Here is an 18,972-nt window from a genome sequence, read left to right as displayed (position 1 = left end):
GGAGTTGCGGCCTTTTTAGGTAAGACTAAAGCTTGGGGTTAAGCGATAGATTTTACTTTTGAATTCAGTCTGCTTTTGCTGCGTGCGGCTTTATTTTTATGAATAAGGCCTTTGTTTACTGCTGAATCGATAATGGGCACGGCAGTGTTATAGGCGGCTTGCGCTTTTTCCTTATCGCCGGCGTTAACCGCGGCAATGACTTTTTTTACGAATGTGCGTAAATTGCTGCGTTGTCCTGCGTTGCGAATACGGCTTTTTTCCGCTTGTCGCGCACGCTTTTTAGCTTGTGCTGTATTAGCCATAATTTCTCGATTCTTGCTATGTGAGTTAATAAGACCGCATATTATCTTTTTAAATGTTATTATTGTCAAATTTTTAGCGCAGCAAATAATAAGGAGAGATATTGAGCAGGCAGCTTTTTAAATCAACGGCCATAGTCGGCAGTATGACCCTGACTTCACGCTTGCTGGGATTTGTTCGGGATATGCTGATAGCGAGGCTTTTTGGTGTCGATTTGGCAACCGATGCGTTCTTTGTCGCATTTAAGATCCCCAATTTTTTGCGCCGCCTGTTTACCGAAGGAGCTTTCGCGCAAGCTTTTGTGCCTGTGCTGGCGGACTGCAAGGCCCATGGCAGTCAGGCGGCGCTAAAACAATTTGTCGACAGAACGGCTGGAACCCTGACGCTGGTTTTAATGCTGATCACGATTCTCGGCATGATCGTCGCGCCTGTGCTTATTACCTTGTTCGCCCCAGGGTTTATATGGAAAGGGACTCAGTATGAATTGGCAGTGCAAATGCTACGAATTACTTTTCCGTATTTGTTTTTTATCTCGTCAGTGGCGTTTGCTGGAGGTATCTTAAACGCGCATGGCAAGTTCGCCATTCCGGCCCTGACGCCGGCCTTGCTGAATATCTGTATGATTGCCGCTGCCATCTGGCTGGCGCCATTAATGGCCGAGCCAGTGGTTGCATTGGCCTGGGGCGTCTTTATAGCGGGCATTGTGCAGGTGTTGTTTCAGATACCGGCCTTAATGCAGTTAGGCTTGGTTCCGCGATTAAGACTCGATTTTAATGATGCCGATGTCAAACGCATGATGGGACTCATGCTGCCGGCGATTTTGGCGGTTTCGGTCACCCAGATCAATTTGCTGCTGGATACGCTGATGGCATCGTTTCTATCCGCCGGCAGCGTCTCCTGGCTATATTATTCGGATCGTCTGGTGGAGTTTCCGCTGGGCATTTTCGGGATTGCACTGGCAACAGTCATTTTGCCGAGCTTATCCAGGAATCATGCGGCTCAGGATGCGAAAGCATTTTCAAATTCACTGGATTGGGGGCTGCGCCTGGTTTTATTGATTGGCATGCCGGCTACGATTGGGTTACTGGTGCTGGCCGAGCCTATCTTGTCGACGCTGTTTCAGTATAAGGAATTCGGTGCTGACGATGTGCATTTGGCCGGACAGAGCCTCATGGCTTATTCGCTCGGGTTATTGGGATTTATCCTGATTAAAGTGCTGGCGCCTGGTTTCACATCGCGACAAGAAATGAAGACGCCGGTTCGATATGGGTTATATGCCATTGTCGCCAATATTGTTTTAAATGTAGTATTGATGCTTTCCATGGCGCATGCGGGTTTGGCTTTGGCGACCTCGTTAAGCGCTTTTTTAAATGCATATTTGCTGCTTGGCAAATTGCTGAAGGAAAAGGTCTATCAACCGGCACCGGGCTGGCCATTGCTTTTTCTGAGAATTTTGCTGGCAAGTGGCGTAATGGCGGCCGGGCTGTATTATTTTGTCGATGCCGGTCGATGGACGCAGTGGAGCGTGCTGGATCGAACCGTTAATCTGTTGATGTGGGTTGTCATCGGCTGTGTTGCTTATGCGCTGGCATTAGCGTTAACCGGCTTAAGGATCAAACATTTAGCCAATGAACATGGCGGTAACGTACTTGAATAGAAACTTGACGAATTTATAAGTTTTACAGGCGATTCATTCGCTGCGCCCGACTTATGTTTTGGGCTCAAGCGAAATTACACGTGATAGAATAAAGAATTTTGATTTGTCATATTCATGCGTTTAATTAGAGGTTTATCCCATTTAGAACCGTTTGAAAATGGTTGTGTTCTGACTATCGGGAATTTTGACGGTTTGCATTTGGGCCATAGAGCCGTGATCAATAAGCTGGCTGCGCGGGGCAGGGATCTAGGTCTGCCGGTTGTTGTGATGATTTTTGAGCCGCAGCCGCTGGAATACTTTCTGGGAAAAAACGCCCCATCCAGGTTGATGCGTTTGCGGGAGAAAGTGATGCAGTTTTTAACGCTGCCCGTTGATGATTTACTGATATTGCGCTTTAATCAATACCTTGCCAATTGGGATGCCGAACAGTTTGTTGCCGACATCTTAATAAAGAAACTGAATGTCAGGCATCTGGTCGTCGGGGATGATTTTCATTTCGGCAAGGCCCGTCGCGGTAATTTTGCCATGCTTAAGGAAAAAGGCGAGGCGTTCGGTTTTCAAGTCGAAGACACGGGGTCGTACCAGTTGGACGGCTTACGCATCAGCAGCACGCTGATCAGGGATGCATTGGGCGCCGGTGACCTGGACGAGGCCGAGAGATTGCTGGGGCGGTGTTATTCCGTCTGCGGACGGGTCGCACATGGTGACAAGCGGGGAAGAACCATCGGTTATCCGACGGCCAATATACGCATGTTTAGAAAAAACACTCCGGTTGTCGGCGTTTATGCCGTTACCATGACCGGCATAGACGGCCGGGAATTTGAAGGGGTGGCGAACGTTGGGACCCGGCCTACGTTCGATGGTGGCTCAAAAGTGATACTGGAAACGCATTTGTTTGATTTTGATAAAGAAATTTATGGGCGTTACGTGGAAGTGCATTTCAAGCGAAAGATCAGGGATGAAATGCGCTTCCGCTCATTGGAAGAACTTAAGGCTCAGATCGTAAAAGATGTGGCTGATACTAAAAAGATTTTTGCGGATTTAAAAAACGTATGACGATGGATTATAAAAAAACACTCAATTTACCTAAAACCGCTTTCCCGATGAAGGCCAATCTGGCGCAGCGCGAGCCGGAACGTTTAAAAAAATGGAATGAAGCCAGCCTGTATCGCAAAATCAGGGCGCAATTTGCCGGTCGCCCCAAGTTTATTTTGCATGACGGCCCCCCTTATGCCAATGGCGAGATTCATATCGGTCATGCCGTCAATAAAGTTCTGAAAGATATTATTATCAAATCGAAAACACTGAGCGGTTTTGATGCGCCTTACGTGCCGGGTTGGGATTGTCATGGGCTGCCGATTGAATTGATGGTGGAAAAGAAAGTCGGCAAGGCGGGAGTTAAAGTGTCTCCGGCTGTGTTCCGCAAGGCTTGCCGCGAGTATGCGGGCAAACAGGTCAATATTCAAAAAGAGGCTTTCGTCCGGCTCGGCATTTTAGGCGATTGGGATAAGCCGTATTTAACGATGGATTATGCCTTTGAAGCCGACATCGTGCGCTCATTGGGAAAAATCAGCACGAAAGGCCATTTGAGCAAAGGCGCCAAGCCTGTGCACTGGTGCACCGATTGCGGATCGGCGCTGGCTGAAGCGGAAGTCGAGTATGAAGACAAGCATTCGCCGGCCATCGATGTACGTTTTCAGGTCATTGATGAAGGCGCGTTTATGGAGCGCTGTCATCACGTTCCCGAGCATGAAGGCGCCGGTCCTTTATCGGTTGTCATCTGGACCACGACGCCGTGGACACTGCCGGCCAACCAGGGGGTCGCCTTAAATCCGGAGCTCGAATATGCCGTGGTTCAGTGTGAGAAGGACGGCCAAAATGAGCGTCTGGTTATCGCCGAAGTCCTGCTTAAGGATGCGATGCTGCGCTATGACATCGAAAACTATCACGTGATTGCCTACTGCAAAGGCGCGGCACTGGAAAACCAATTGCTGCAACATCCTTTCTACGCTCGCCAGGTGCCGATTGTCCTCGGTGACCATGTTACGACCGACGCCGGTACGGGCGCCGTCCACACCGCGCCGGGGCATGGTCAGGACGATTATGTCGTGGGTCTGAAATACGGCTTGCCGGTCGATAATCCGGTCGGCAATAACGGTGTTTTTCTGCCTAATACAGAATTGTTTGCCGGCGAGCATGTCTTCAGTGCCAATGATCATGTGCTGACTGTGCTCGAAGAAAAAGGCAGATTGGTGCATCAGGAAGCCATTCTGCACAGTTATCCGCATTGCTGGCGCCATAAAACGCCGATTATCTTCCGGGCTACGCCGCAATGGTTTATCTCGATGGATAAAAACGGGCTGCGGGAGCAGGCGCTTAATGAAGTCAAGCGGGTTGCCTGGATTCCGGAATGGGGGCAGGCACGTATTGAAAGCATGATGGAAAACCGCCCTGACTGGTGCATTTCCCGTCAGCGTACCTGGGGCGTGCCGATCGCCTTTTTTGTCCATAAGGAAACCGGCGAACTGCATCCGCGCACACCGGATCTGATCGAGCAAGTAGCCCAGCGCATCGAACAAAAAGGCATAGAAGCCTGGTTTGAACTGGAGAAGGAAGAATTGCTGGGCGAGGAAGCGGCGCTATACGAAAAGATGACCGATACATTGGATGTCTGGTTCGATTCCGGCGTCACGCATGCCTGTGTTCTCAATAAGCGTGAACAGTTGAGGTTTCCGGCCGATTTGTATCTGGAAGGTTCCGATCAGCATCGCGGCTGGTTTCAGTCATCCTTGCTGGCCTCGACAGCCATGAATGACGTCGCGCCCTACAAAGCCGTTTTGACGCACGGCTTCACCGTGGATGCGGAAGGTAAAAAGATGTCCAAATCCAGAGGCAACGTGGTCGCGCCTCAGTCGGTCATGAAAGAGTTGGGCGCCGATGTCCTGCGCTTGTGGGTGGCATCGACCGATTATCGCGGCGAAATGTCCGTGTCCGATGAAATCCTTAACCGGACCTCGGACGGTTACCGGCGCTTGAGAAATACGGCCCGGTTTCTGCTGTCGAATCTGGACGGTTTCGAGCCGGCCCAACATCTGGTCGAGGCAAAGGATCTGCTGGCGCTGGACCGCTGGGTCGTGGACAGGGCCTATGCGCTACAGGAAGAAGTCAAAGCCGCTTACGAAAGCTATCAGTTTCAATCTATTTATCAGAAAGTACATCATTTTTGCGTGATCGATCTGGGCGGTTTTTATCTGGATATCATTAAGGACCGTCAATATACGGCCAAGGAAGATTGCCTAGCCAGGCGTTCGGCCCAGACGGCGATGTATCACGTACTGGAAGCTCTGGTACGCTGGCTGGCGCCGATCATCAGCTACACGGCTGATGAAATATGGGATTATATGCCCGGTGAGCGCAGCGAATCGGTATTCATGGAAACCTGGTACCCAGGATTGTTTAAGCTGGACGATGATGCATTGATGAGCCGTGAATTCTGGCAGAGAATCATGGCGGTTCGGACCGCGGTCAGCAAGGAATTGGAGAAAAGTCGAGCTCGGGGAGAGATTGGCGCTTCGCTGAATGCCGAGATCGAGCTGTATTGTGATGCAGATTATTTCGAGGCTTTAAACCGCCTGGGCGATGAATTGCATTTTGTCTTTATCACATCGAATGCTTCGGTCCTGACTAATCAGGCTTGTCCTGATGATACCATTCAAACCGAAATTGACGGTGTCAAGTTAAAAGTTCTTGTATCCGGATACAAAAAATGCGTACGTTGCTGGCATCAGCGCCATGACGTGGGTGAGCATGGCGACCATCCCGAACTGTGCGGCCGTTGTGTTGAAAACGTAGCCGGTTCCGGCGAGAATCGGCAATTTGCGTGAGTACTATGTTGAAGTGGTTATGGTTGTCTTTATTGGCAATAATTCTGGATCAGGGCAGCAAGATTGCCGTGGATAGTTCGATGCAGCTTTACGAGTCCATTCCTGTCATGCCCGGTTTTAATCTGACTTATGTGCATAATACCGGTGCCGCTTTCAGCTTCCTGAGCGAAGCGGGCGGTTGGCAGCGCTGGTTTTTTGCCGGACTGGCTCTGGTGATCAGTGTGGGCATCACGATTTGGCTGGCCAGGCTGAAAAAACATGAGACAATGCTGGCCGTTGCGCTGGCGCTGGTTTTGGGTGGCGCAGTCGGCAATTTAATTGACCGGCTGTTGTATGGTTATGTTATCGATTTTCTCGATGTGTATTATCAGTCCTGGCATTGGCCGGCATTTAATATTGCCGATTCCGCCATTACGCTGGGCGTGGTCCTGATGCTGGCTGAATCGTTCGGTTTCGGGCATCCCAAGCAAGTCGATCATGCCTAGAAAGCCCGGCATCATTGAACTATCAGGCCTGTAATAAACTGAACAGTTTTTGCCAATCAAACGAGGCGCCCGGATCAGTTTTTCGTCCGGGCGCAATATCACTATGTCCTGTAATGCGGTCCGACGATAATTGAGGATACGCTTCGAATAACAGGCGGATTACCGCTACGAGTTGCAGATATTGCTCCTCTGTATACGCAAGCCGTTCGGTTCCTTCAAGTTCTATGCCGATCGAAAAATCATTACACCGCTCCCGTCCTTGGTATTCGGATTTCCCAGCGTGCCAGGCACGCTTGTCAAAAGGCACATATTGAACGATTTCACCTGTTCGTCTAATCAATAAATGCGAAGATACCGTCAGTTGACAAATATCTTTAAAATAAGGGTGCTTGTCCGGGGGGAGTTGATTGCAAAAGAACTGGTCGATATAGGGCGTACCAAATTCACTCGGCGGCAGGCTGATGCAGTGTATAACCAATAAAGAAATATCGGCAGGCTCGGTTCTTTCATCAAAGTTTGGCGAGGGAATCCGGATAATGTCGGTCAGCCAGTGGCAGTCTATTTTCATGGGACTAATCGGAAAAAGAAAAAAGCGGAAGTAGATCACAGTTTTCACAGTGGAAAGGCTTATTATTTATCAAAATCATAGTTCAGGTATAGTCTTTGATTGACAAGGACTGGCAATTTATTTAAGGGAAAACGCATGGCAATGAACATACGGCAACAGATAGGCATGGGGAGCAGCGCGTCAAATAATGTCGAAGTCCTAGCTAGATTCAAGTCGGCTTTTTATCACTACTTCGAGCAATTGGTTGATGATTGCTGCATGCGAATTGATCTTGAGTTCGGTCTGCAGTCGAATAAAGATCGCGAGAAAGCGAATTATAAAGAACATCTGGAGCATATACATTCGGTACGCAGAAAAATTAAGCAAAATTATTTGCTTAAAGTAGGAGAGGCTTTTCATGTTAGTCATCGAAAGACTTTAAATAATCCGGACCAGAAAATAAATGTGGCCACGGCTTCACTGGCAAACGATGCCTTGGTAGAGGAAAACCATGCGGTCGCTACGATTATCCAGGGCTGTGAGCACGCTTTTCATGACCAATTGCACCATCTGAACAGGCAAATCTCAATGCAGATGGGAAAACAAGCCTTTTCCGACCGCCATAATCCTGTTTCACCGCGACGCCTGGTTCATGCTTTGGTTGATGTCATCAAGCCCTTGAAATTAAATACGAAGTTTCGAATCATCGTTTATAGATCCTTTGAAGATTATGTATTCAGTCAGCTGGGTTTTATTTACAGTGAGTTGACTAAGCAACTGGAAGCGGAAAGCGCGGCGCTATCATATGATGTAAGCGAAATAAAGGAGGCGTCTGAACCGACTATCGCAAATAGTGAATCGATCAGTCAAGAATTTCAAGCGTTACAAAAAAAACTGGATCAATGGCGTTTGGTGAGGACTCCTTCAGTTTACGATTTAATTCCAAAGCCCGAGAATGATGTCACTTATGATACATTTGAAATAGTTCATGCATTGGAAATTCTCAGCCAGTTTTATGCATTTGATCATGCCGACAGTGGGCACGAGAAGCCATTGAAATGGCGAGTTATTAAAAAACTCGAAGAGCTGAATTTCAGCGGTTATCTTAAGAGTTTGGCCAAATGCGATGAAGATATACTCGATTTGGTGAGTTTGATTTTTAAGGAAATTAGCAGCGATAACTCACTAACAGACACTGTAAAATCCACCCTGCTACGATTGGAAATGCCCATGGCCGCGGTTACGCTAGGGCAGTATAGTGTTTTTATCGACTCAGACAACCCCATCAGGCGATTACTGAATGATTTATTTATAGCCGGACTGTTTTTAAATCAGACTGACCATGGTGACCGCTTAATTTACGAGCGTATTGTCGGCGTTGTAAAAACAATGACTAAGGAAGGAGGGTTTGAGCAACCCAACTGGGAACATGAGGCTAGCGAATTTGCCCGTTACCTGGAAAAACATAAGCAGCGGGTTCAGATTCTTGAGGACCGTTCCCGGCAGTTAATGCAAAATAAAGAATCGCTGGAAATGAGCAAAAAAGCCGTAACCAAGGCTATAGATGACAGCGTGCGGGGAAAGGCCGTGCCGGCGGTCATTGACGAGTTTCTGCGTGATGTCTGGCAGCATGTTTTGCTGGTTGATCACGTCCGCAGAAATGAAGAGCCTAAACTTTGGGAAAAATCGGTACGGGTGATGGAAGAACTGACCGTCAGCGTACTGCCGCCGGCGGATGAAAGTGCAAAAAAACAGATATTAAAATTTTTGCCTGGCATGATCAAGGAGTTGAGAAGCGGCTTGGATCGTATTTCATATGATAAAAACGCGCAGTCACGTTTCTTTAAGGATCTTGCCGTGCGGCACATTATCCTAATGGATAAGAAAGACAAGGCGACAGAGAACAATAGTGTTAATAAAGTTAGCCCGGCTGTGGAGCAGAGCAAGGATATTGAGCGCGAAGCCATTATGGATAAACATGCCGAACAGGTGAATAATATGGCCGAGCATACTTGGGTGGCCTTCGAATCGGAGACGATCCCACAATGGGGAAAGCTGATATGGAAAAGCGTGGAAACGGAAAACATGCTGTTTGTCGGCAAGAATGGCGCAAAAGTGCTGGAAATTAAGGTTCAGGAGTTGGCTGAAAAATTTAGACAAGGGCGCGCAGCTATTGTAACCTTGGGCGATGAATCCATCGTAGAGCGAGCGCTCTCAGTATTAAACAACTTATGATAGAACAATCAAAAATTGCAGAAATAAAACGTTTTCTTGTTGAAGATATCGGCTCTGGAGATGTAACGGCAGAAATTATTCCAGAAACCATGCATGCCGAAGCCGAGGTTATTACACGGGAAACCATGGTTCTTTGTGGCCGGGATTGGTTTGATGCGGTCTTTATGCAGTTAAACGCCAACATTAGCATTAACTGGCTGGTGGATGAAGGTGAGGCAGTCAACAAAGATACGCTCCTTTGCAGACTCAGCGGTCCAGCCAGAAGCCTGTTAACCGGAGAGCGTACCGCCTTAAATTTATTGCAGCTTTTATCGGCTACGGCAACTGTCTCTCGGCAGTATGCGGAGGCTGTCGCTGGCACTGGTTGTAAAGTGCTGGATACCCGTAAAACCATTCCAGGGCTCAGGAAGGCGCAAAAATACGCGGTAGCCTGTGGCGGTTGCTATAACCATAGGATCGGCTTGTATGATGGCGTGTTAATCAAGGAAAATCATATTATTGCGGCCGGCTCCATTGCCAGGGCTATTGAGGCGGCGCGAGCAAAGTCGTCGGTTCCAGTCGAAGTAGAGGTCGAATCCATGCAGGAATTGGAGCAGGCTATCTTGGCAAAGCCCGATCGCATCATGCTGGACAATTTTACTCTTGAAGACATGCAGGCCGCGGTAAAGCTGAATGTCGGCGCCATAGAACTGGAGGCTTCGGGTAACATCGACCTGAACAATATCCGTTCGATTGCCGAAACGGGCGTCGATTATATTTCTATCGGAGCATTGACTAAAAATGTCCGAGCCGTTGATTTGTCGATGCGTATAAAACTGGTGGCGGAGCGTGATTGAAAATCCCGACAGTTTGTTTAAGCTGATCAGCCATGGGATTTATGTCATAGGCGTCAGTGACGGTATTCATCAAAATGCCTTTACTGCCGCTTGGGTCATGCAGGTCTCTTTTGATCCGTTGTTGCTGGCATTGAGTATTAATCCCCAGCACTACTCTTATAAATTGCTGCAAGCGGGCGGTATTTGTACCGTTAATGTCCTGGGGCAACACCAACAGGCCATTGCCGAGCATTTTGGCCGTCCCGGGCTCAGAGATAAGATGGCCGGTTTCCAATGGCAGATAAGCCAAACAGGCGCGCCGATATTATCCGAAAGTCTTGCGTATTTCGACTGTGAAGTCAGTCATTATGCCGACGCTGGCGATCATAAAATCGCAATCTGTACAGTCACTGACGCGGCAATGCTCAACCAGGGGTTGCCATTATTGTATGTTCAGACCGGGGATATGGACGGCAGCAGCGAATTGTATGCGAAATAGCACTCATTGAGGCTTGTAGCGCGCATTAGCGCGGGCTCAGTCGAGATATTCATACTTCGTGACGATTTTCCTTACTCCGGCAGTTCTTCTGGCGGCTTCTATAGCCGCCGCCCCTTCATTTTTGTGCACCAGTCCCATCAGATAAACCACGCCGTTTTCAGTGATTACTTTTATTTCAGTGCCATTAAATCCGGGAATGGTATTGATGCCAGTCAGTTCTGTTTTCAAGCTATCGGTGATTAATGCATCATTGGCACGCGATTCTTCAGCACTGGGCTCTGCGATAAGCAAGGCGTTATGCACCTGTTTTATGTCAGAGATAGTGCGGACTATGGAAATGATTTTATTGCGCAAGCGGGGGGTGGGCGCTTCGCCTGTAACCAAGGCTATTCCGTTATATGCCGCCACATTCACATGGCAATCATTTTCTATCTCATCATCCGCTTTTAATTTACGGGACGCATCGGATTCTATGCGCTTATCGGTCAATACAGCATTGCCGTGGCGACGCTCATTGACCGTTTTTCCGGTTATTGCGCAACCGTTTATTGACTGGCTGATTACGATCAGAAGGGGCAATAATAGATGGTTTCTCATGGGCTTAGCCGCCAAAAAGCTGATGATCAATCAGGTCGCACATGCAATGCGTGATCAGTAAATGCACTTCCTGTATGCGTGCGATTGAGCTTGATGGTACGCGAATTTCTATATCGGTTTCATTCAATAACGGTGCAATCATTCCGCCATCATGACCGGTCAAGGCGATAACCGAGATATCTTTATCGTGCGCGGTAGTAATGGCTTTGGCGAGATTGGCCGCATTACTGTCGCCGGTATACGCCATTAAGATATCGCCGCTTTGTCCGAGCGCCCGGATCTGTTTCGCAAAAATATCATCGAAATGGTAGTCATTGGCTATGGCCGTGAGAGTTGCTGTGTCTGTAGTCAAGGCAATGGCCGGCAATGAGGGGCGTTCGCGTTCAAACTGGTTGAGCATGGCCGAGGACAGAAACTGGGCATTGGCTGCCGAGCCGCCGTTACCGCAGGATAATATCTTTTTGTCATTCAGTAAGGTGGCGACCAAACGTTGTGAGGCGAATTCGATCAGTTCGCAGAGGCTGACCATGGCATCCTGCTTGGTCTGGATGCTGTCAGAAAAATGATTGATGATGCGGTCTTGCAGGCTCATGGAAGTTTTAAATTTAAAAGGCGTTTTGTATCCAATCTATATTACCGTTGCCGGAAATAGCGACAACGTCAAAACGGATAGGTCTGTCTGTTTTATTGGATGATAAATAAAGGTGTGTTGCCGCTATTATACGAGATTGTTTCTTATGTGTAACGCTCTCAAGCGCGCTGCCGTATTTGTCGGTTTTTCGAAATCTGACTTCAATGATAACCAGTGTTTCCTTATCAAGCATGATCAAATCGAGCTCGCCCTGTTTGCAGCGGAAATTACGGCAAACCGGTTTGAGACCTTTAGTAAGCAGAAAATTATGAGCCTGTTCTTCGGCATTTTCGCCGCGGGTCAGGTGGGACGCTTTCGCTTTGAGTTTAGTCAGCATATTCAATTATCGGTAGCGCTTCCTGTGTTGGCCGGTCTTCATGCGTGAAGGAAGTATTGGGTGAATTTTTGGAGATATCGATTATTTCAGGCCGGCCTTCTGTAAATCTGGCGCAAACCAGTTCACGTTTGATACGGCCGTCAAACATCAGCGATAAGGTTCCGGTGGCGCCGGTATACGGTATAACATCGATTTTATCCAATTGAGCAATCAAATTGTAGGCATCGATACCCATGGCAATCAGGCGCAAATAAGAGTTGGGAAATTGTCTCCAGATATCTTGCAGGGCACTCATGCTGAGCTTGCCTTGGTCGGAGTCAAGCAGCCAGGGTGTATCGCAAAACGTTATTTTATTGAGGTCCTGGTCCAGCGATGGATTTGGTTGGCCGGTATAAATAGCCGGCAGCGCATAAACAGGCAGGTTGGCGGCTTGATAATAATGCAGTTGGGGATTGATCAGGCGTGCTTCATTACCATAAGCGCTTAACAGAATCACATCCGCATCCTGGCGTCTTCGAGGCGTGAACTTTACCGACGGTATCAGTTGGCGAAGCCTGTTGTAACGGTTTTCGCTTTCATCGAAATTGAGCAGTTTCTTAATGGCTGAGGAGAAATCGGTGTCTTTACGGTTGTAGGTTTGCGATTCGAGAATCGAGTGATCGAACTCCTGCCAGTATTCCGTAAAATAATCGGCAATACGTTTCCCCTGAGTGGATTCCGGTAGCAGCAATAACGCTTTTTGATGGCCATCATGCAAGGCTTTGCGGGTGATTTGGTCGACATCATCCATAGGGCTCAGGCTGAACTGATAGAGATTATTTTTTTGCAAACCTTCGATATGGTTTAAAGCCAGCACGGGTATATCGAATACAACTGAATCGGCAAGACTTTGAATGCGGTCTTTACGAAGCGGACCGATGATCAACTCAGCTCCGTCTGAGACCGCTTGATTATACAAAGCGACTGCGGTTGAGTATTCGGTATCGTAAAAGCGGATGGCGGGTTTTGCAGCGTTGCTGTCCTGATGGGTATAGGCCGCCATAATGCCGGCGCGGATGGCTTTGGAGGTTTGAGCGAAAGTTCCTGATTCAGGCAGCAAAACGGCAATCGACCCCGGATGATTGGTCATGTTGTCCGCCATATTTTTCAGTAAGTAAGAGTTAGCCGGGTGGCCTGGAAAAGTTTCGCGCCATTTGGCTAATTCGAGATCAAAACTGACGGGGTCGCGCTCTTTCAGTTTCAACAGGCCGGCCAGGGATAGCCAGCCGGCCAGCACATCCGTTGCCGTATGCGATTGGTCGTTCAGCGCTGATTCGGGCATCAGGCTTAATGTTTCAAGAATAGTGGCCTGGTTTTCGTCGCGCTCGTCGGGAGAGCTTAATAGCTTGCTCAGCTCAATTCTGGATCTGACGCTGTTCAGCAGGTGGCCAGTTAATGAAAATGCAAAGGCCTGTGATTGAAAATATTTGATTTTATTATCCGGGCTTAGCTGCTGGGCTTGGATCAATTCCAGTCTGTTTAGGGCCTGTTCAGCCTCTCCAGCGCTAAGCATAATCTGAGCATAAAACAGATTCAGTTGATCGCGCTGTTGGGCGGACATGGTGGCCGGATCAAGGGTTTCGGCGAACTTTTGTGCTGCATTATTATTGCCGGCTTGAATCAAGGCCGCGATAGCCTGCAATTGAAGCTGGATTTGTTCGGGAGGCAATTTTTGGGCGGGCTGCTGATACAATGGCGGCGCCGGATTGATCAGGGGGTCTTGTATAATGGGAACGGTTTGTCCTTGAAATCGATCGCTATTAACAGATTGCATGGCGCAACCGGAAAAAATCGGAAAGGCCGGAAGCAAGGTACATAACAACAGCGGCTTATATTGTAGCCGAATCTTAAAATTAGAAGTTTTCAAGTGAGAATGTCCAATGTCAAGTCCATGCGGCAAATTATATGTTGTTGCTACTCCAATAGGTAATTTAGCAGATATTAGCTTCAGAGCGGTGGAAATATTAAAACAAGTCGATTTGATTGCCGCGGAAGACACCCGGCATGTCAGAATGTTGCTGCAGCACTATGGTATCAGCAATAAAGTGGTTTCATTACATCAGCATAATGAAGAAACGGTTTCTGTAGGCTTACTGGAAAAACTGAAGATGGGGCGGTCTATTGCACTGGTTTCAGATGCCGGTACGCCCTTGCTAAGTGATCCGGGCATGCCGCTGGTGCGCATGGTGAAAGATGCGGGACTGGATGTCTCGCCCGTGCCGGGCGCTTGTGCGTTGATTGCTGCATTATCGGCGGCAGGATTACCGGTTACGCGGTTTTCTTTCGAAGGCTTTTTGCCCCGGACTTCATCGGCGAGGCAGACGTTTTTTCGTGAAAAGCTGATGTGCCCGATCACTTGGGTATTCTATGAATCCAGTCATCGGATTCTGGCAACGCTAAGGGATATGGTTGAAGTGTTGCCGCTGGATCGTCAGATAGTCATTGCCAGAGAATTAACCAAGCTGCACGAAACCATTGTAAAAACCAATTTGGGCAGTGCGCTGGAATTAGTCGAGAGCGACGACAATATGAGAAAAGGCGAGTTTGTCGTGATTGTCGATGGTGCGATTATCGATAAAAATGAACAGGTTATAACCCAGGAGCAGCGCAAAGTACTGAGTATACTATTGCGTGAATGTTCTATTAAAACGGCGGTTGCCATGGCTGTAGAAATTACCGGTGTAAGGAAGAAATTGTTATACCAAGCGGCCTTGGATATGCAATAAGTAAAAACGCTTAGTCTGAACGTTAATATAACGCGTCAAGACGCTTGTTTAATAAATGTGATAGACTATGCATTGAAAGAGTCGGCTGAGCAGTCGCTGTTTTATCGTCAAGATAAGATGGAGGAAAGTCCGGGCTCCATTGGGCAGGGTGCCAGGTAACGCCTGGGGGGCGTGAGCCTACGGAAAGTGCCGCAGAAAATATACCGCCAGTCCTTTGGATTGGTAAGGGTGAAAAGGTGCGGTAAGAGCGCACCGCGCAACTGGTAACAGGAGTGGCAGGGTAAACCCCACCCGGAGCAAGATCAAATAGAGGAACAGACGCGTGGCCCGCGCGGTTCCTGGGTAGATTGCTTGAGCTGCAGGGTGACTTGCAGCCTAGATGAATGACTGTTCTAGACAGAACCCGGCTTACAGGCCGGCTCTTTCTTTCGTTTGCGCTTTAAAAAATACCCTCGAGGCGCAATCCAATAAACATTTTTGAAGTTAGAGTTGTCTGAAAATGTTCGGTAAATATTGCCGCAATTCCTTCCTCCTTATTCCTTTCTTTATTGGTAAAGTCTGCTGGTTTTAAGACGCTTTTCCTTAAAGTACTACTGCCATAATATCAATTAACTTTCTGATAAAGCATAAGATTTATTTCAAGGGGTTTTATGCGCTTCAACCTGTGCTTTAAGGTTACGTAAGTCATTGTCAAAAAAGAAAGATTAGAAATGAAATCGTCCTTGACTCAGGCAGGTTTGAAATCTATAGTGAATTATAGTGGCGAAAAGTGGAAAAAAATGGTTTTTTGGGGAATTTGAGGTAAATCTTGTTTCGCGGTATCAGCTCAATCAATCTTGATGACAAAGGGCGTTTCGCTATTCCAACGCGTTATCGCGAGGAATTGCAGGAGTGCTGCGAGCGTCAAATGGTTGTGACGGTTGCCGTGGATGAGCGGTGTGTTGGAGAAAGCGGTTGTTTGTGGCTTTATCCTCTACCTGAATGGGAAAAACTCGAACAGACAATCAGTAAATTGCCTACCTTGAATAAGATGGCAGGCAAGTTAAGGCGTTTCGTTATCGGCAATGCTTCTGAATGCGAAATGGATGGGCAGGGGCGATTGCTGCTGCCGGAAAAACTCAGAAAATTTGCGCAAATGGAAAAGAAAATTGTTCTGGTTGGTCAGCTTAATAAGTTTGAAATCTGGAATGAAGAGGCATGGACGGCAAAAGAAAATGAATGGCTTAATGGCGATGATAATGAAGGATTGGAAGATCTCGGATCTTTATCCTTTTAAGACGGGAGATTTGTTAGTGATACATTTGCCCGTTATGTTTGCAGAAGCCCTGCAGCAGTTAGCGGTAAAAAAAGAAGGCATCTATCTGGATTGTACATTCGGTCGAGGAGGCCACAGTCGAGGGATTCTGGATCAGTTAGGGCCATCTGGACGGTTGCTGGCTTTCGATCGTGATGCCGATGCAATTAATTCCGGTTATGCACAAGAAATGCTTAAGGATGAGCGTTTTAAATTAATACATAATTGTTTTTCGGAACTGGAAAATATAGTGGCCAGGGAAGGGCTGACCGGATGCATTGATGGGATTTTGATCGATCTGGGCGTGTCGTCTCCTCAGCTGGACAATCCTGAGCGAGGGTTTAGTTTTTTGCGTGACGGACTGTTGGACATGCGCATGGATGGTAATGCCGGCGTATCGGCGGCGCAGTGGCTGGCTACTGTTGATGAGCAGGCGCTTGTTAAGGTTCTGTTTGAATATGGTGAAGAGCGCTTTGCCCGACGCATAGCCCGTGCGGTTGTCGAAAGAAGAGTTCAAGCGCCTATCGCAACAACTCGACAATTGGCTGAATTGATTGAAGAGGTCGTGCCGGTTAGAGAGAAACACAAGCACCCGGCAACACGGACTTTTCAAGCGATACGCATTGAAATCAACAGGGAACTGGAGGAATTAAAAAATGTGTTACAGCAGTCGGCCCGAGTCCTGAAACCGGGCGGCCGGTTGGTTGTCATTTCTTTTCATTCCTTGGAAGACAGGATCGTAAAGCGTTTTATCAGGGATGAGTCAGGGGCCAGATACAATCCGGGCAAGCTACCTATCAAGGAGATTGATATTGATAAGGGCTTTTTTAAAAAAATAAGTAAGGCAATAAAAGCCAGTAAGCAAGAGCTTGCCCAAAACCCAAGGGCACGAAGCGCGGTAATGCGGGTGGCAGAGAGAATTTAAGTGGCGACAGATCGAATTTTGGTTGTGGGAGCACTGCTGATGGTGCTTCTGATATCGGCACTGGCAGTGATTTACAGCAAATACTATTCGCGGCTGATTTTTATCGAGATCCAGAAACAGGAAAGGGCTTTGGATCAGTATGAAGTGGAGTGGGGGCAGTTGCAATTGGAACTGACTACTTTAACGGAACAGAATCGGGTTGAACTGGTAGCACGGGAGCAATTGAAACTGGTTATGCCCTTACGGGAAAAAATTATTTATATAAAACCGTAAATGATAGATTTTCAAGGCGAAAAGAAAGCAAGTCCGCAAGCCGAGGATTTTTCCGGCAGAAGGAGATTCGTCATGATTTTCATGATGAGTTGCATGGCGATATTGGTTGGGCGCGCGGTCGATTTACAGGTATTGAATAAGCAGTTTCTGAAGGATCAGGGCGATATGAGACAAGTGGATGACGTGTCGGTGTCCGCTTATAGAGGCATGATTAAAGATAGGAATGGAGAGCCGCTGGCTATCAGTACCCCGGTGCAATCTATTTGGGTGAATCCCCGAGAGCTTAAATCAGCTCCGAAAGACCGAGTCAGGCAAATGGAAAAACTGCTGGGCCTGTCGGATGGGAAAATCACTGGGCTGCTTAAAGAGGATAGCAACCGGCAATTTGCTTATATCGCTCGGCGGGTTAATCCAGGGTATGCCGATCAGGTAAAAGAATTAAAGTTGCCTGGTGTTTTTTTTGAGCGCGAGTTTAAGCGGTTTTACCCTACGGGCGGAGTGTCGGCACATTTAGTCGGGTTTACCAATGTGGATGATATCGGGCAGGAAGGGCTTGAGGCAGGGTATGAAAAAGTCTTGAAAGGTATTCCGGGCAGTAAACGGGTTATCAGAGATGGGCGGCGCCGTATTATTGACGATATTGAAAGTATTAAAGAGCCTGTTTCAGGGAAAAATCTCGATTTAAGTATTGATCAGCGCATCCAGTATTTGGCGTATCGGGAATTGCAGCTGGCCGTTGAAAAACATAAGGCCAAGTCAGGCACTTTAGTGGTGTTGGATGCAAAAAACGGAGAAGTTCTGGCGGCAGTGAGTCAGCCGTCTTTTAATCCGAATACCCGAAAAAATTTAAAAGAAAGTTTATACAGGAACCGGGCGATGATGGACGTATTTGAGCCGGGGTCGACGGTCAAGCCCTTTGTGGTCGCGGCGGCTTTAGATGGCGGGTATGTTCATCCAGGCGAGGTTTTTGAAACCAATGGCATGCTTCGGGTCGGGCGCCGCCTGGTCAGGGATGTACATAATTACGGCACAATGACTTTGACAGAAGTGCTGAAGAAGTCCAGCAATGTGGCCGTCAGCCAGATGGCATTGAAAATGCCGCCCAAATATTTTTGGGGGCTGTACGACAAGCTTGGATTTGGAAAAGTGGCGGGTGCCGGTTTTCCTGGCGAAGTCAGCGGAAGTTTGCTTGATTATGATAAATGGCATGTTTTTGAGCAGGCGACCCTGTCATTCGGCTACGGTTTGAATGTGACTGCCTTGCAATTGGCTAGAGCCTATACGGCTTTGGCCGATGACGGCATTCTGCATTCGGTTAGCCTGTTGAAGCGGGACGAAGATGAGGATATGCGCCGGGTGTTTTCAACCAAGACGGCCAGGCGTGTCAGGATGATGATGGAAAGCGTGATTATGAAAGACGGCACAGCCTATGAAGCCCGAGTCGATGGTTACAGAGTCGCAGGTAAAACCGGAACGGCTAAAAAGGCCGGCCCCGGTGGCTATCTCGATAAAACCTATCAGGCTGTTTTTGCAGGCATGGCGCCAGCCAGCGATCCACGGCTGGTTATTGTGGTCATGATTGACGAACCTTCCGCGGGCCAATACTACGGCGGTGTGGTTTCCGCTCCCGTGTTTTCCAAAGTCATGGCTGGCGCATTAAGAGTGCTGGGTGTTGCGCCCGATAAGGAAGATACCATGCCGATATTGCTGACGCAGAAACCATCATAA

The 18,972-nt window shown here is 48.0% G+C and carries 18 protein-coding genes and 1 other RNA gene; 13 read left to right on the top strand and 6 right to left on the bottom strand.

Annotated features, from left to right (window positions below):
• Positions 1 to 38: 38 nt before the first annotated feature.
• Positions 39 to 302 carry a 30S ribosomal protein S20 gene (rpsT, locus tag EK22_RS02875; protein WP_020158215.1) on the bottom strand — a complete coding sequence of 88 codons (264 nt, stop codon included), beginning with the start codon at positions 300 to 302 and terminating at the stop codon, positions 39 to 41.
• 101 nt (positions 303 to 403) lie between these two features.
• Between rpsT and murJ the strand changes: the two genes are divergently transcribed.
• The 4 genes from murJ (at position 404) to lspA (ending at position 6,326) form a co-directional block, all read left to right on the top strand.
• On the top strand, positions 404 to 1,957 hold the full coding sequence (gene murJ, locus EK22_RS02870) for a murein biosynthesis integral membrane protein MurJ (RefSeq protein ID WP_200882558.1): 1,554 nt from the start codon (positions 404 to 406) through the stop codon (positions 1,955 to 1,957).
• 114 nt (positions 1,958 to 2,071) lie between these two features.
• On the top strand, positions 2,072 to 3,013 hold the full coding sequence (ribF, locus tag EK22_RS02865; RefSeq protein ID WP_036247879.1) for a bifunctional riboflavin kinase/FAD synthetase: 942 nt from the start codon (positions 2,072 to 2,074) through the stop codon (positions 3,011 to 3,013).
• On the top strand, positions 3,010 to 5,841 hold the full coding sequence (gene ileS / locus EK22_RS02860) for an isoleucine--tRNA ligase (protein ID WP_036247876.1): 2,832 nt from the start codon (positions 3,010 to 3,012) through the stop codon (positions 5,839 to 5,841). The genes ribF and ileS overlap by 4 nt, the downstream gene beginning before the upstream one ends.
• A gap of 5 nt (positions 5,842 to 5,846) precedes the next feature.
• Complete coding sequence (lspA, locus tag EK22_RS02855) at positions 5,847 to 6,326, top strand: signal peptidase II (RefSeq protein WP_036247874.1); 480 nt, start codon at positions 5,847 to 5,849, stop codon at positions 6,324 to 6,326.
• Positions 6,327 to 6,348: 22 nt separating this feature from the next.
• Here lspA and ampD read toward each other — a convergent pair whose 3' ends face one another.
• Positions 6,349 to 6,894 (bottom strand): 1,6-anhydro-N-acetylmuramyl-L-alanine amidase AmpD, encoded by a 546-nt coding sequence (gene ampD, locus EK22_RS02850; protein WP_036247872.1) that lies wholly within the window; start codon positions 6,892 to 6,894, stop codon positions 6,349 to 6,351.
• Positions 6,895 to 7,029: 135 nt separating this feature from the next.
• Here ampD and EK22_RS02845 point away from each other — a divergent pair, with 135 nt between their 5' ends.
• Genes EK22_RS02845 through EK22_RS02835 form a run of 3 tightly spaced genes read left to right on the top strand, consistent with a single transcriptional unit; the run spans position 7,030 to position 10,422 of the window.
• Positions 7,030 to 9,108 (top strand): DUF1631 family protein, encoded by a 2,079-nt coding sequence (locus EK22_RS02845; RefSeq protein WP_036247870.1) that lies wholly within the window; start codon positions 7,030 to 7,032, stop codon positions 9,106 to 9,108.
• The gene (nadC, locus tag EK22_RS02840; RefSeq protein WP_036247868.1) at positions 9,105 to 9,944 is read left to right on the top strand and encodes a carboxylating nicotinate-nucleotide diphosphorylase; all 840 of its coding nucleotides are present in this window, start codon (positions 9,105 to 9,107) and stop codon (positions 9,942 to 9,944) included. Before EK22_RS02845 ends, nadC begins: the two co-directional genes overlap by 4 nt.
• The gene (locus EK22_RS02835) at positions 9,937 to 10,422 is read left to right on the top strand and encodes a flavin reductase family protein (RefSeq protein WP_036247865.1); all 486 of its coding nucleotides are present in this window, start codon (positions 9,937 to 9,939) and stop codon (positions 10,420 to 10,422) included. The genes nadC and EK22_RS02835 overlap by 8 nt, the downstream gene beginning before the upstream one ends.
• A 36-nt stretch (positions 10,423 to 10,458) precedes the next feature.
• Here the strand turns inward: EK22_RS02835 and EK22_RS02830 are convergent, their stop codons facing one another.
• From EK22_RS02830 to EK22_RS02815, 4 genes are read right to left on the bottom strand one after another with little or no spacing between them, the layout of a single operon-like run.
• Positions 10,459 to 11,049 (bottom strand): BON domain-containing protein, encoded by a 591-nt coding sequence (locus tag EK22_RS02830; protein WP_152564992.1) that lies wholly within the window; start codon positions 11,047 to 11,049, stop codon positions 10,459 to 10,461.
• Positions 11,024 to 11,611, bottom strand: coding sequence for a phosphoheptose isomerase (locus EK22_RS02825; protein ID WP_036247859.1), 588 nt, complete (start codon positions 11,609 to 11,611; stop codon positions 11,024 to 11,026). Before EK22_RS02825 ends, EK22_RS02830 begins: the two co-directional genes overlap by 26 nt.
• Positions 11,612 to 11,624: 13 nt before the next feature.
• The gene (locus tag EK22_RS02820) at positions 11,625 to 11,987 is read right to left on the bottom strand and encodes a YraN family protein (protein ID WP_036247856.1); all 363 of its coding nucleotides are present in this window, start codon (positions 11,985 to 11,987) and stop codon (positions 11,625 to 11,627) included.
• Positions 11,977 to 13,800, bottom strand: coding sequence for a penicillin-binding protein activator (locus tag EK22_RS02815; RefSeq protein WP_036247854.1), 1,824 nt, complete (start codon positions 13,798 to 13,800; stop codon positions 11,977 to 11,979). The genes EK22_RS02820 and EK22_RS02815 overlap by 11 nt, the downstream gene beginning before the upstream one ends.
• A 106-nt stretch (positions 13,801 to 13,906) precedes the next feature.
• Here EK22_RS02815 and rsmI point away from each other — a divergent pair, with 106 nt between their 5' ends.
• The 6 genes from rsmI (at position 13,907) to EK22_RS02790 (ending at position 18,972) form a co-directional block, all read left to right on the top strand.
• Positions 13,907 to 14,752, top strand: a complete 846-nt coding sequence (gene rsmI / locus EK22_RS02810) for a 16S rRNA (cytidine(1402)-2'-O)-methyltransferase (RefSeq protein WP_036247852.1) — start codon at positions 13,907 to 13,909, stop codon at positions 14,750 to 14,752.
• A gap of 77 nt (positions 14,753 to 14,829) precedes the next feature.
• Positions 14,830 to 15,179: RNase P RNA component class A (gene rnpB / locus EK22_RS23010), an RNA gene on the top strand.
• A gap of 381 nt (positions 15,180 to 15,560) precedes the next feature.
• Positions 15,561 to 16,028, top strand: a complete 468-nt coding sequence (gene mraZ / locus EK22_RS02805) for a division/cell wall cluster transcriptional repressor MraZ (protein ID WP_020158201.1) — start codon at positions 15,561 to 15,563, stop codon at positions 16,026 to 16,028.
• On the top strand, positions 15,991 to 16,971 hold the full coding sequence (rsmH, locus tag EK22_RS02800) for a 16S rRNA (cytosine(1402)-N(4))-methyltransferase RsmH (RefSeq protein WP_020158200.1): 981 nt from the start codon (positions 15,991 to 15,993) through the stop codon (positions 16,969 to 16,971). Before mraZ ends, rsmH begins: the two co-directional genes overlap by 38 nt.
• Positions 16,972 to 17,244, top strand: coding sequence for a cell division protein FtsL (ftsL, locus tag EK22_RS02795; RefSeq protein ID WP_027147081.1), 273 nt, complete (start codon positions 16,972 to 16,974; stop codon positions 17,242 to 17,244).
• Positions 17,245 to 18,972: a peptidoglycan D,D-transpeptidase FtsI family protein gene (locus EK22_RS02790; protein WP_036247850.1), complete on the top strand. Its 1,728-nt coding sequence runs from the start codon at positions 17,245 to 17,247 to the stop codon at positions 18,970 to 18,972. It begins immediately after the preceding gene.

The organism is Methylobacter sp. BBA5.1 (assembly GCF_000746145.1).
GTDB lineage: Bacteria > Pseudomonadota > Gammaproteobacteria > Methylococcales > Methylomonadaceae > Methylobacter > Methylobacter marinus.
The sequence above is the reverse complement of the archived record's forward strand: the minus strand, read 5'-3'. Positions and strand labels throughout refer to the sequence as shown.